Annotated in this window: 9 protein-coding genes; 2 read left to right on the top strand and 7 right to left on the bottom strand. The window is 54.6% G+C overall.

The genetic code is table 11. The features are described from left to right. Positions 1-612: 612 nt before the first annotated feature. Positions 613-786, bottom strand: coding sequence for a tryptophanyl-tRNA synthetase (locus tag ACFWUL_RS03675; RefSeq protein ID WP_416177834.1), 174 nt, complete (start codon positions 784-786; stop codon positions 613-615). 24 nt (positions 787-810) lie between these two features. Continuing rightward, positions 811-1,755 carry a cytochrome d ubiquinol oxidase subunit II gene (locus ACFWUL_RS03670; RefSeq protein WP_297020758.1) on the bottom strand — a complete coding sequence of 315 codons (945 nt, stop codon included), beginning with the start codon at positions 1,753-1,755 and terminating at the stop codon, positions 811-813. 553 nt (positions 1,756-2,308) lie between these two features. On the opposite strand from ACFWUL_RS03670, the gene ACFWUL_RS03665 reads away from it, so the two are divergent. Then, a complete protein-coding gene (locus tag ACFWUL_RS03665; protein WP_297021241.1) occupies positions 2,309-2,563 on the top strand; it encodes a hypothetical protein in 255 nt (84 codons plus the stop codon). Here ACFWUL_RS03665 and ACFWUL_RS03660 read toward each other — a convergent pair. From ACFWUL_RS03660 to ACFWUL_RS03645, 4 genes are all read right to left on the bottom strand, one after another. Then, positions 2,526-3,086, bottom strand: a complete 561-nt coding sequence (locus tag ACFWUL_RS03660; RefSeq protein ID WP_416177833.1) for a hypothetical protein — start codon at positions 3,084-3,086, stop codon at positions 2,526-2,528. The two genes, ACFWUL_RS03665 and ACFWUL_RS03660, sit on opposite strands and share 38 nt — an antisense overlap. Positions 3,087-3,126: 40 nt before the next feature. Further along, complete coding sequence (locus ACFWUL_RS03655; protein ID WP_416177832.1) at positions 3,127-4,428, bottom strand: FtsW/RodA/SpoVE family cell cycle protein; 1,302 nt, start codon at positions 4,426-4,428, stop codon at positions 3,127-3,129. After that, positions 4,401-5,051, bottom strand: coding sequence for a tRNA (guanosine(46)-N7)-methyltransferase TrmB (gene trmB / locus ACFWUL_RS03650; RefSeq protein ID WP_416177831.1), 651 nt, complete (start codon positions 5,049-5,051; stop codon positions 4,401-4,403). Before trmB ends, ACFWUL_RS03655 begins: the two co-directional genes overlap by 28 nt. 1,426 nt (positions 5,052-6,477) lie before the next feature. Continuing rightward, entirely contained in the window at positions 6,478-8,577 is a 2,100-nt protein-coding gene (locus ACFWUL_RS03645; protein ID WP_416177830.1) for a sulfatase-like hydrolase/transferase, read from the bottom strand. 1,500 nt (positions 8,578-10,077) lie between these two features. Here ACFWUL_RS03645 and ACFWUL_RS03640 point away from each other — a divergent pair. Further along, complete coding sequence (locus tag ACFWUL_RS03640) at positions 10,078-11,433, top strand: MATE family efflux transporter (protein ID WP_416177829.1); 1,356 nt, start codon at positions 10,078-10,080, stop codon at positions 11,431-11,433. Positions 11,434-11,959: 526 nt separating this feature from the next. Here ACFWUL_RS03640 and ACFWUL_RS03635 read toward each other — a convergent pair. Then, positions 11,960-13,579 (bottom strand): transposase, encoded by a 1,620-nt coding sequence (locus ACFWUL_RS03635; protein WP_416177278.1) that lies wholly within the window; start codon positions 13,577-13,579, stop codon positions 11,960-11,962. Positions 13,580-13,654 lie beyond the last annotated feature (75 nt).

Genomic DNA, 13,654 nt, shown 5'->3' with positions numbered 1-13,654 from the left:
GCTATTAGCATTTAGAAAGCTGACTAGCCTGCGGCGCTTCCATCAGCTAACCTCCATCAGATGAGATTGAGGAGAATAGCGGCGTCGCCGCAAATGGAGCCCTGATGACTCTGCACAAATAACATGGAAATGCATCAGCACGAGGCTCTCTTCCCAGAAGAGAGCTGCCCACCGGGCTGAGAGATGGTGATGGAAACTGGCCCGCATGACCCAACCAGCTCAAAGCTCAATGCCCCGCTCCCGGTGACTCCAACCGTACCCTGACCTGCGCCGCAGGTTGGCCAGCTTTCCTGGCCGCTAACAGCCAGCAGCTAGAAGCCCCCACCCTTTCATAAGCTCACTCAGCCACCTGTCCCCCGGCCCGCAGGGCCTGTCCAGCTCAATGCTCAAGGCTGAAGGCTCAATGCCCCCACCCGTTCGCAAGCACACTCAGCCACAAGACCCCCGCGGCAAAGCCGCTGGATACAAACTCTGCGCCGCCATATTATTCTGATGCGGCGCACCACCACTCCTCCCTCCTCACTCCTAACTCCTCATTTCTCACTTTTCCAACCTCACCCGTTCACACGCCTCTCAGCCACTGAAAAAGACGGGCCTTCCAGCCCGCCTTTCTTATTTCTTATCTTCTTCCTTTTTCTCCACCTTTTTCAGGACCACCGAAGCCCCTTCTTTTTCGGCTTCGAATTTATCTTCCTCCGACAGGTGCTCCGAATCCAGTACGATTTTTACGCCCATCCGGTCCAGCATTTCATCGATGGTATGCTGGGTCTTGTAAAGTTCTCCCATAGGATTTCCTCCTTTATACTACAATCAGATATGGTCTTTCCATTCGTAAACTTCTTTTCTCCGGCACATGCGCCAGATGAAGGAGCCCAGGGTCCACACGAAGGCCACCACCAGCAGTGCCGTTCCCGGCATGCCGTCCATGGCGTTCTTCAGGGATTCCACTTCCACCGGGTACACCTGGGGAATCACCGCTGCGTAGGCGGAGAGGTAAATGGCGATGGCAAAGAACGAAGACAGGTACACCGCCGCCAGGCCGGCGCCCACGTGACGCATACGGGTGAAGAAGAAAGCAATGACGAAGAGAATGGCCGTTGCCACAAGGCTGATCCAGAAAAAGCTGCCGTACATGTGGGATTCCCCGATGTGGCTCTTCAGAAGGATGGCCAGGATAATGTACACCACCACCGTAATGACGCTGGAGATGAGAAATGCCGCCCGGAACCGTTCACCCAGGGGATTCACCACTTTCACCGCCCCGTAGAGGGTGCCCAGCTGGAACGCCGCCAGCACCATCCACAGTGCGCAGAAAATACCGAGCACCGAGAAAACGGACCCGTCCCGCATGAGGAAGGAAGATCCCGTCAGTCCCATGGCCACCATGGCCACAAGGGAAAAGAGGGACATGAGCTTCATCACCACCGGTCTTCCGAAGGCATTTTTAGCTACGCAGGCCGCCAGCCGGAGCAGGGCGCCCGACACGATGAAGACGATAAGAGCCAGGCTCCCGGTCTGGGACAGGTTCTTCATGGCCTCCGGCACCGCGGCCCCCATCATGAAGAAGCCCAGGAAATACCACAGTTCATTGCCGTCCAGTCCCGGCTTCAGAAGGCCCAGGATGGCCCGGTTTTCATCGTTGTTCCGGCTCACCAGCGGTGCCGCCAGGCAGAGCCCCCAGTCCGCGGCCTCCAGGATCATGTAGAGGCCGAAAAAACATAATGGCAATAGCAATACATTCGAATCTGCGTTCATATAGTCCTCCAGAGTCAGTTGATTTCACGGGAAAAGATGACCCCCTGCCCTTCGGAGCATTGTTTTTCCAAAGGATTGGGTCATACCCTTTAAAAGTATACCACAATATGAGGATATTGGCATGGCCTGGAAGAGATTGCACGCGTTCGTGCGGGGGCTTCTGGCAGCTAGCAGCTAGAAGCCCCCACCCATTTGCACGCCGCTCAGTTACATACCGCCCGGCCCGCAGGGCCTGACCGCCTGGCCACCAGCTACTAGGGAAGCGCTGATTAATTCGCAGAGTCAGATTTCATAAGGATTTTTATGCACTGCTTCGTCATAACTCGGCCAAGGATAAAAGGAAGGCGCTTTTATGTGCAGAAAAAGCGCCAACTTACCTTGGCTCAGCAGTCCTATGCAGGACTGCTGCCTTAAATAGCTCGCTATTCGCGTCGAGTTATTCCTTGCATTGCATAAAAATCCAAGAATGAAATCTGACAACGATTTAATCAGTGCTTCCCTAGCCACTCGCCACTGATTCTGCTATCATTAAGAAAACAAAGGAGGCATTCCTATGAATAATAAACTGGCGAAAATCCTTCTTCTCATCCTGGCCGCCGCTTTTGCGTCCAGGGGATTTAAGAAAAATAAGGCTCCCAAGCTGCCGAAAAAGGAAGCGGACCTGGAGCCGCCGGAAATCCTGAAGCCCCTGGCGCCCATTACGAAGGCCTACTGGCTCTTCCATCCGAAGAAAGCCTTCAGCCTCTACCTGTTCCAGAAGGCCGCCGGCATTACCTGGAACCTGGCCCGCCGGTATTTCCGGGGATAAGTCCCTTTCTCCAAAGCCTCCGGCCTTCATCCATGGCGGAAAGGAAAGAGTCTCTCCTACCGGCGCTGTGGATCATAAGCCCCGTATACACCAGGGACAGGGTTCTTTCTACCATGGGATTTCCATGGCCTTCTGCCAGGTCCCTGTCCGAAATGGCAGGGAAGGCCCAGTCCCCCGTCTGCACCAGGGTCGATTGGAAATGGCCATTGCCGAAGGTGGTGATTACGTTTCTCCTGGCAAGGCTCACGCCAAAGTCCGTTCCCCCGTAGACCACGTCCCCCGAAATCCCCATAGAAGAGGCCTTGAGGGCCAGCTGCCCCGTTTCTTCCAGGGTCTTCACAAAGGCCAGCAGGTGGAAGGGTCCCCTTTCGCCTTCCGTGAGAGAGTCCCGAAAAAGAAGGTCCACCGGCTGCCCCGCCTGGCGGAGGACTTCCGCAGACCTCCGGAGGCATTCCCCGATGGCCTCCTGTCTGAATGGAAAAAGGACCACCACCGGCCCCGGTTCCTTACTATGTTTATCCATTTGATTTCCTTTCAAAAAAAGCATCCTTTCGGATGCTTTTTTAATATGACCGCCTTTTTCCGTATACCGAGCCCGACAGTTCCCCAAAGGTCAGGGGTCTGCCTTCCATGGCGGCGATTCTCTGTCTACGTTCCAGTTCATCGGACTCACGAAGGCTCTGGGTAGCCGTACCCCAGATGAGGCCCAGGGCGGCGATATTCATGAGCAGCGACGTACCGCCAAAGGAAATGAAGGGAAGCGGAATGCCGGTGACCGGGAAAAGACCGATGACCATGGCTATATTGATGAGGGCCTGCACTGAAATGAGCAGGGTGAGCCCATATACGAGGAGTGCCGGATAGGTCTGCTTCAGCTTCCGCCCCACTGACAGGCCGTACCACATGAAAGCCAGGTACAGCACAAGAAGAGCCACGGAGCCGATGAATCCATACTCCTGGCTGAATACGGCGTAGGCAAAGTCCGTATACTGTTCCGGCAGGTACAGGAATTTCGACAGTCCTTCCCCCATGCCCTGGCCCAGGAGGCCGCCGGACCCCACGGCGATAAGGCTCTGCATGGTCTGGTACCCGATGCCCTGGGCGTATTTTTCCGGTTCAAAGAGAATGATAATACGCTGCATGCGGTAGGGCATGGCAAAAGCCAGGACCACGAAAACCGCAAAAGCCCCTGCGGCACCCAGAAGGATTTCCAGCACCGGCATGCCCGCAATCACGTAGAGCAGCGCCGGGAAGAGGAGTATCATGCCGGCAGTGCCCATATCCGGCTGCTTCAGCACCAGCACCGCCATGATGAAGGGAAACAGGAGCGGCGCAAAATACCGGAACATGGCGCCGAAGGAATCCCCCTTTTTATGGCTCCCCATGTGGACGAAGGGCTTCAGGACATGCCAGATAATGGACATGCTCATATTGGCGTCCACCTTCTTCGCCAGGGACGACGCCGCCCAGATGAGACCCGTTACCTTTGCGATTTCCGAAGGCTGCAGGGAGATGGGTCCCAGGGCGATCCACCGGGTGGCCCCGTTCACCGTGCGGCCTGCCACCATGACAAGTCCTAAAAGCAGCAGCGTCAGGACGCACCAGAGAAAGGCCCCCTTCCGGATGATGTGGTAATTCACCCTGGACAGGATGAATGCGAAAACCACGCTCACCGCCAGGAACACCAGATGCCGCAGGATGTGGCTGTAGGGGCTCACGCCGGATTCCATATTCATATAATAGGTCGAACTGTATACGTTAAAGGTCCCCAGGATGATCAGTATGCCCGCCACGATGAACATTTTCTGCAACGCTTTGGGCGCATACTTCATATCGATCAGGGACGTCTCGCCACGAGACGACATACCGGATTCCCCTTTCTGGAGAACTTTTCCTCGTACTCCGTCTCCACATCCCCCTCCACCGGGGCGGCATGGAGATCATAGGTCACGTCGGAAAGCTCCCATCCCATTGCACGAAATTCTTCAATGGAAAAATCAAAAAGGTCCTTATTGTCTGTTTTGAAACGGATTTCTCCGCCTTCTTTCAGGATAAGGGCGTAACGCTTCAGGAAATCCCTGTACGTGAGCCGCCGCTTGGCGTGCCGCTTCTTCGGCCAGGGATCGCTGAAATTCAGGTAAATCACATCCACTTCCCCTTCACCGAAGATGTTCAGGATTTCACTCACATCTCCCAGGATAAGCCGCACATTATTCAGGGGAGGGTCCTTTTCCGCCACCTTCTTGGCGGCATAGTAAATGACCCCCTCCTGCACTTCCATGCCGATGTAATTCACATCGGGGTGGATGGCAGCCATACCGGAAATGAACTGCCCCTTCCCGGTGCCGAACTCCACATGGAGCTCATTGTCCGGATGGGGAAACAGGGTCCTCCACTTTCCTTTGAAATCGGTAGGTTCCTCCAAAAAGAGAATGGACGTATATTCTTTGATTGCTTCATCAATCCAGGGTTTTCTTCGAAGCCTCATAATTCCTCCTGATGAAATGGATTACTCCTGTATAGTATCACAAGTGCCGCAGGTATGACAAACCGCCGCAAAGCGGCGGAAGTTGTCGGATGGCTGACGGGTGGCTGGGTTGCGTGCATTCTTGCGGGAGCTTCCAGCTGCTAGCGGCTAGCTGTTAGGAAAGCCGGTCCGCGGCTTCGCCGCAAATACACCCCCATCCCCGCTTCGCGGGACTTCCCGCACAGGGAAGCGTGTCACTGGATTCTCAGTCGCCTACGGCTCCCTACGAATCCAGTTCCCTTGCCACCCCGGAGGGGGAAGCGAGTCCTAAGCCTGCGGCGCTGACGTCAGCGGCTTCGCCGCAGTTGGAATCCTGATGACTCCGCCCCCATAACGTGCCATTGCCTCTACAGCAGGCTCTCTTCTCAGAAGAGAGCTGCCACCGGGCTGAGAGATGGTGATGGAATCTGATGGGTCCGACCCGCAGGGCCTGTTCAACTAGCCACCAGATACCAGCCACTAGCTACTGATTCGCCCCAGGCGAATCACCCCGCAGGGCCCATCAGAATCCCTCTGTCACTGGCGTGACATCCCCCTTTGAAAAAGGGGGCCTCCCCTTTAGCCTGCGGCGCTTCCATAGGCTAACCTCCGTCGCCTACGGCGCCACCTCCTTCCCGAGGAAGGAGGCTAACGAATAACGGCTTCGCCGCTATTGGAATCCTAACGACTCTGCACCTTAAATGTGCAATTGACTCTACAGTAGGCTCTCTTCTCAGAAGAGAGCTCCCCACCGGGGTGAGAGATGGTGATGGAAACAGCCCGCAGGGCCCATCAGAATCCCTCTGTCTGCTGTCGCAGACATCCCTCTTTGGAAAAGGGGGACTGTTGACAACGGCTGAGCCGCTGAAGATCTAGACCTAGACCTAGATCTAGACCTTCAGGGCCTCCGGCCCCATCCCCCTCGATCTCGACCTCGGCCTCGATCTCATCCAGGGGGCTCTCGCTGAAGTCGCTCCAACCGTTTCCTGCCAATCCCACCAGCCGCCTCGCGGCCACCCACCCACCGCAAGCGGTCCCCCCTCCCTCTAAAGAGGGAGGGTTGGTGGGTGTATCATAAGGCGGCGCTTCCAAAATCTGTGCGCCGCCACCTTTGCGGCGAAGCCGCGGACCGTCAGCGCCGCAGGCTGGCCAGCTTTCCTAGTTGCTAGCCGCTAAAAGCTAGAAGCCCCCGCCCGTTCGTACGCTAACTTACACACCCATCACCCGGCCCGCAGGGCCTGTCCAGCTCAAGGCTCAAGACTAAAGGCTCAATGCCTCCACCCGTTCGCACGCACACTCAGCCGCAGGACATCCGCGGCGGAGCCGCTGAAGACCTAGACCTAGACCTAGACCTAGATCTAGATCTAGACCTTCAGGGCCTCCGGCCCCATCCCCCTCGGCATCGATCTCATCCTTCCTGGCTTGTCCCGGAATTTTCCACTTCCGGCATGGGCTGGGCGGCGATGGGAACCTTGTGGAATGTGGTCCAGTCAAAGCTCCTGTATCCGTTGGCCGCCTCTCCGTCGGCGATCTTCTTGTCCCAGAGAGAATCCATGAAGTCCCGGTCAGACCCCAGCTGTTCCACATCGTTCCGGATCATCACGTTGCCGTACATGGTCATGAGGGTGGAAATATCCTTATCATACTTCGGCGAGAAAATATCGGCGGTAGGATCATAGTGGGCAGCAGTGAGGCCCATCATGCCCAGGAAAGTGTCATAGAGCATATCGTTGGAGAAGGGCATATTCCGTCTTGCCTCCATGGTGGCAATTTCCGCCGGATGGCTGGCCCGATAGGCGTCGGACGTATAGATCCAGAAAGGAATGTGAACCATGGTGTAATCGAACTGGTCCGCATTGTGCCCCGGCCGTTCCGTCACCTGTTCCCCGTGGTCCGAGAAATAGAGGACACTGTCGGCGTGGAGTGTATTTGTAGCCACGTTCATAATATTTTCCATGACATAATCATTGAAGAGCACAGAATTGTCGTACTCATCATTCATGATTTCCTCGGTGCTCCTTGTGACGCCGGGGTTCGTGGGCCAGTGGTAGAATTCGGAGGGATACCGGTCCCAGTAGCTTACGTGGCTGCCCATGAGGTGCACCACGATGAGCTGCCGCCGGTTGTTGGGATCCACCTTCTGGAGGTACGGAATGAGGGCGGTGTCGTAATCCTTCGTCACCACGTCGGTGCCCACGTACTGGTTGATCCAGTACTGGTCATCGCAGGCGGAGCCGATGGCGCCGATAGGCGTATCCCACACGCCGAACCGGGACTGGTTGGAAATCCAGGTCGTCCGGAATCCCGCTTCCCGGGCCATGTCGATAATGGAGTACGCATCGGCCAGGGTCATGTCGTTGTACTGGTTCTTCTCCGTCAGCGCCTCCGTCAGCACCTGCACCGTCTGGGTGTAGCTGGAATAGCCGTGGTTGAAAAATTCATAGTGGGGATCCAGGATGGCCGCCGACTGGAAGGGCGTATTTTCCCGCTGGTACCCGTACACATTCATGTGGTCCCTTGTCAGGGATTCGCCGATTACCAGCACATACACCCCGTCCGGCGCTGCCTTCAGGCGGTTCACGATATTTTTATCGGCAATGTGCATATGGCGGCGGGCATTGACCATCTTCTGGAAATCGGAGAAACTGTGGAGGGTCTCATAGGTTTCATAATACACATGGGCCAGCCTGGTGGCGCCGATGGAAAGGGCGCAGAGACCCACGTTCACGATGAAAAGGCCCAGCATGACGAACCAGGTCTTCCGGGACACCTGCTCCCGGTTGAAGCTGAACCGGCTGGCCTTGAAAATAAGCCATCCCAGGATCACCAGGGCCAGCACGCCCACCACAATTTCCGCATAGGGAATATTCACCTGGATATACTCCATGCTCTCCGCCAGGTTCGTCTGGGCCAGGGCCAGGAGCATATTAATGGAAATCAGGGAATGGGTAATGGCGTAATAGCCGATATAGGTAAACTGGATAAATACATAAAGGACAATGAGCACCACGCAGGCAATGCGGGCGATCATCCGCGCCTTTCCCGGCAGGATCCAGGCCGCCGACAGGCAGGAAATGAAGAGGTACAGCGGCGTGGAAAGTTCGCCAGACACATCGGACATATCAAGGAGCACATCGGTCTGGGTAGACAGATAGGGCACTACGAGTGATAATATCCACAGGAACCCGATAGTCAGCCACAGGTGGACAGCCGCCTTCTTCAGGTGGTGCCGGATGAAGTAAGCCGTCACGAACCCCACCTGCAGGAACAGGAGGAACACCTTCACCTGGGAGAAAGGCTCATAACCACCGGGAGCCCCGAAATACCAGGACAGGAAAAAGGCCAGGCAGAAAGGGACGAGGGTAGCAATGAGCCACCACCGCTTCCAGTGGCCGGGACTTTCTTTCTTAAGGGGCGAAGAAATATGGCTGTCCTTGTAGGCCTTCTTCATTTCTTCCTTTCCCACCGTTGTTTCTCTCTTGGACAATCTTCTTTTACGATTCTTCATAGAGTAAGCACCTTGTATTTACACGAATTCTATAGTCATTTGACAAAGCATTGAAATTAATGCAACTGATTTATTTTATCACAAAGTGCATGTAAATACATCTATATAGTGTAAAAGAGTTGAGGATTGAAATCCAGCGGCTTCGCCGCGGGAGCCATGTGGCTGAGAGGCGTGTGAACGGATGGGGGCTTCTAGCTGCTAGCGGCTAGCAGTTAGGAAAGCTGAACAGCCTGCGGCGCTTGAGTGGCTAAGCGGCTTGCGAACGGGTAGGGGCTTTTAGCTTCTAGCTGCTAGCGGCTAGGAAAGATCGGTCAGCGGCATAGCCGCTGTCAATAGTCCCCCTTTTCCAAAGGGGGATGTCACGTAGTGACAGAGGGATTCCGATGGGCCCTGCGAGCCGATGCCATCATTTTCCTACAGCTAACCCCAGCCCCGTGGGCAGCCCCTTCCCGAGGAGAGGCCACTGAAAAACTCAAAAGTACTGAATAATTATGCTCTACTATACATTTCAGCTTCGCATAAAAGCTGATCAGGTGGCTCCGCCACCCAATGCACCCCCTTGCCCGTTACGCGGGACTTCCCACACAGGGAAGCGTGTCACTGGATTCTCAGTCGCCTACGGCTCCCTGCGAATCCAGTTCCCTTGCCACCCCGGAGGGGGCAGCAAGTCTCGGCTCCCCCTCCGGGGGAGCTGGCGCCGCAGGCGACTGAGGGGGTGCATTTCCAAATGCATATATTTGCATAGTTATTTAGCTCAAATACACTTTTTCAGAGGCCTCTCCCGAGGAAGGGGCCTACTGCAGAGGCAACTGCACGTTATTTGTGCAGAGTCATTAGGATTCCATCTGCGGCGGAGCCGCGAGGCCTCAACTCTCAACTCTCAAATTTCAAATCTCAACTCTTTCTTTTTCGCCGCAGGCGATTCAGCTTTCCTAACAGCTAGCAGCTAGAAGCTAAAAGCCCCCACATGATCGCACGCCGCCCAGCCATATACCTCCCGGCCCGAAGGGCCTGTCCAGCTCAAGGCTCAAGGCTAAAGGCTCAAGGCCCCCATCCCTGTTCACACGCCGCTAAGCCACACAGCGCCGCAGGCTGACTTTAACCTCCCCCATCTATGGGGGAGGTGCCCGTAGGGCGGAGGGGGCTCTCGCTGAAGTTGCTCCTACCGTTTCCCGCAATCTCTTCCAGCCGCTTCGCGGCCACCCACCCACCGCAAGCGGTCCCCCCTCCCTCTAAAGAGGGAGGGTTGGTGGGTGTTTCATAAGGCGGCGCTTCCAAAATCTCTGCACCGCCACCTTTGCGGCGAAGCCGCGGACCGTCAGCGCCGCAGGCTGTTCAGCTTTCCTAGCCACTAGAAGCTAGCAGCTAGAAGCCCCCGTCCGTTCGTACGCTAACTTACACACCCGTCACCCGGCCCGAAGGGCCTGTTCAACTAGCCACCAGCTACTAGCCACTAGCTACTGATTCGCCGCTGGCGAATCCCCCCAAAGGAGCCCATCCATGATTCTATCCAACGACCTCACAAAAGGTCCCCTCTTTCCGAAAATGATGAAATTCGCCGTCCCCTACCTGGGGGCCTGCTTCCTCCAGACCTTCTATGGCATGGCGGACCTCTTCATCACCGGCCAGTACAACGGCGCCGCCCCGGTTACCGGCGTAGCCATCGGCAGCCAGGTCATGCACATGATGATTGTCATCATCGCCGGCCTCACTTTGGGCTGCGCCGTATCCATCGCCGGCTCCCTGGGGGCCCGGGACGAAAAGAAGGCCTTCCACTTCATGGGAAGCGCATCAGCCCTCTTTATCCCCTTTTCCTTCGTCATGGCGGCCATTCTCTTTGCCCTCATGCCTTTCATCCTGTCCGCCCTCCAGACACCCACGGAAGCCTGGGACGACACAAAAGCCTACCTTTCCATCTGCTTTGCCGGGATCCCCTTCATCGTCCTCTATAATATGGTGAGCGGATTCTTCCGGGGCATGGGAAATACAAGAATCCCCATGGTCATCGTGGCCCTGGCAGGCGTCGTCAATATCGGTCTCGATTTCCTTCTCATCGGCTCCTTCCACATGGGCGCTGCCGGCGCCGCCTGGGGCACCTTCGCCAGCGAAGGGGTGTCGGTGCTCCTCATCCTCCTCTGCCTGTGGCGGAAACTTTCGCCCCTCTCCCTTTCGGCCGCTGACTTCTCGCCCCACCGGCCGGAAATCTCCCAGATCCTCACCATCGGCGTCCCCATTTCCTGCCAGGACGGGCTCATCCAGATTTCCTTCCTCGTCATCACCGCCATCGCCGACGCCCGGGGCGTGGAAACGGCGGCGGCCGTGGGAATCGTGGAAAAAATCATCAGCTTCCTCTTCCTGGTGCCTTCAGCCATGATGTCCACCGTCTCCGCCACCACCGCCCAGAACATGGGTGCCGGAAAGCCGGAACGGGGGAAGAAAGCCCTTTTCTACGGCATTTCCGTCTGCGTCGCCTTTGGACTCCTCTGCATCGCCGTAGTCACGTTCAAAGCGGAGGAAATCGTATCCCTCTTCGTGCCGGGGGAAGAAGGAGTCATTGCCAGAGGGGCGGACTACTTCCACTCCTACGTTATAGACTGCGCCATCGCCGGCATCCACTTCTGCTTCTCCGGCTACTTCACGGCCTGCCGGAAATCCTACTTTTCCTTCCTTCACAACGTGATCTCCATCTTCACCGTCCGCATCCCCGGCACCTACGCCGCCGCCCTCCTGTTCCCGGACACCCTCTTCCCCATGGGCCTCGCCGCCCCCATGGGATCCCTGCTGTCGGTACTTATATGTGTGTATTTGTATCATCGGTATTTTGGGGAAAAGAAAGAGTTGAGAGTTGAGATTTGAGAGTTGAGTTCCAGCGGCTGACGCCGCAGATGACATGTGGCTAGGCGTCATGCGTTCATGCGGGGGCTTTTAGCTTCTAGCTGCTAGCAACCAGGAAAGCTGATTCGCCTGCGGCGCTGAGTTCCGCGGCTTCGCCGCAAAGGTGGCGGCGCGCAAATTGGGGAAGCGCCGCCTTATGGAACACCCACCAGCCCTCCCTCTTTAGAGGGAGGGGGGACCGCGTTAGCGGTGGGTGGGTGGCCGCGAAGCGGCGGGAGGGATAAGTGAAAAACGGTAGGAGCGACTTCAGCGAGAGCCCCCTCCGCCCTTCGGGCACCTCCCCCATAGATGGGGGGAGGTAAAGATAACCTATGACGCACCAATCAGCTAACCTCCGTCGCCTGACGGCGCCACCGACGGCCGGGCCCTAAAAGGAAGGCGCTTTGATGCGCAGTAAAAGTGTGCAGGTCCTGCATAGGACCTGCAAGCCAGCCGCAAGTTGGCGCTTTACCTGCCCATTAAACCTTAGATTTACACAAATGTAGAACTACACATCAATACCTAATATATCTTTTCTAAACTGGTCAACTTTCACATGGCCTGGAACCTCAACTCCGAGCAGTTTGTAATAATCTTTCACCTGTCGGGAAGGGGTTTCTATAGTAACCATCCCCGCATTATTACAGAAGCACATGAGCGATTGTGTCTTGCCGTATAGTTCTGAAGTAGATAGTCCGCTGTTGTCCATCTTCTTCCTTATCAATAAGAGTGCAATTGTATCTATGATGTCATGCAGGATCTTTCCCCGTACTGTTTCATCAGTCCATTTTGAAAGCGGAAGCATTTCCAGGTAGTCCTTGCTGGTTTTAAATACGGTCTCTATGTCGCAGCGGTTGAAATACAAAGTTAACAGCCGCTCTGGCGTGGTATCAATATTCGAAATCAGTACAAAATAGCCATATTTTACTTCCAACCAGTCCTTGTCCTTATCTTTCATGGATTCGAACCGGTCTTCGTGTTTCAACAGGAAGTCTCTGTACTTTTGCAATGCATTGTTCTTATCGACATACACATAGGCGTATTCATTATGACCAAATAGCTCAATATTCTTTCTATGCCCAAAATATACATGATGCTTACGTACAAAAGTATACTTGCCTTTAGTAAGAAGAGGTTTCACTTTATCATAAAGTTCTTTGAGTGGATATCCTTTTCTTACAGGCATGCGGCCAATCATTGTTTTCTCTGTGCCTATATGAAAAGCACCGATCAATTCCCGTGAAACGTAACCTGAATCGAGAACGAGTGAATCTATGACGATTCCAAGACTGTCTGCAACATCATTGACTACATTCATAATTGTGTTGATGTCCAGTACATTTCCGGGGATAATGTCATACCAGACCGGAAGTCCGGTCTTTTCATCCAATACCAGTATCAGACGTACCATAACATCAGAAGAACCGACGCCATGACAGGATAATGCATTGAAAGGATTATTTTCAATGTCATTCGGGAGTGGTGTTGAGTCAACATAGCACCCTTTCCCGAAATCCGGATTATCTTTCTGCATTGCTTTTACAAATGTACGGAAGAATGCCAGCCTGGTTGCATCACTTCCCATTTTTGCAAAGTAACGTGTATCGCAGCGGAGTGACTCCAGCGGTACATCAGACATCACATAGGAGGCGAATGATTTTATGATGAAATTGTCACAGGATATACGGGATCCGTCCCTCAGAACACCATGAAGGATATGACAGAGGACTCTTTCATAGTCAGATTTTTCTGAAAAAGCTGTGTGAAGGACCTTTATGAGACCTGTTTTTCGGAAAAATTCCAGAAGCAGGAAAACATCTCCGAATACAGTGTGGACCTGTGGCCGGGGGAAGACATTGGTGCCTTCCAGCCGTGGATCATCTTTATCCACCGGCGAAAATGTGTCATTTTTAGCACAATACTCAATCAGGCCACGGGTAGGAGACAGAAAAATGCCATCTTTTTTGTCAGCACTCAGCCAGATTACCTTGCCGAGACGTTCCCGAACGGTGTGCTTAGCGTGGTATGTGCCAAATTTTCCATATTCTGTGTCAATTATGGAAGCCGAGCCACTGATCACAACGCCATTGTCATCTAAAATAAGTCTTTGAGCTTTAATGAACGCCATTATGCTCCTCCCCAAGAACTTCAAGTTCTTGTTAGAACTACATATAATATAGTCCTAAATTTTAAGAGAAGCAAT

The organism is Dialister sp., assembly GCF_047832375.1.
Classification (GTDB): Bacteria; Bacillota; Negativicutes; order Veillonellales; family Dialisteraceae; genus Dialister.
Note: the sequence above shows the minus strand (reverse complement) of the source record. Positions and strands in the feature narration are given on the sequence as shown.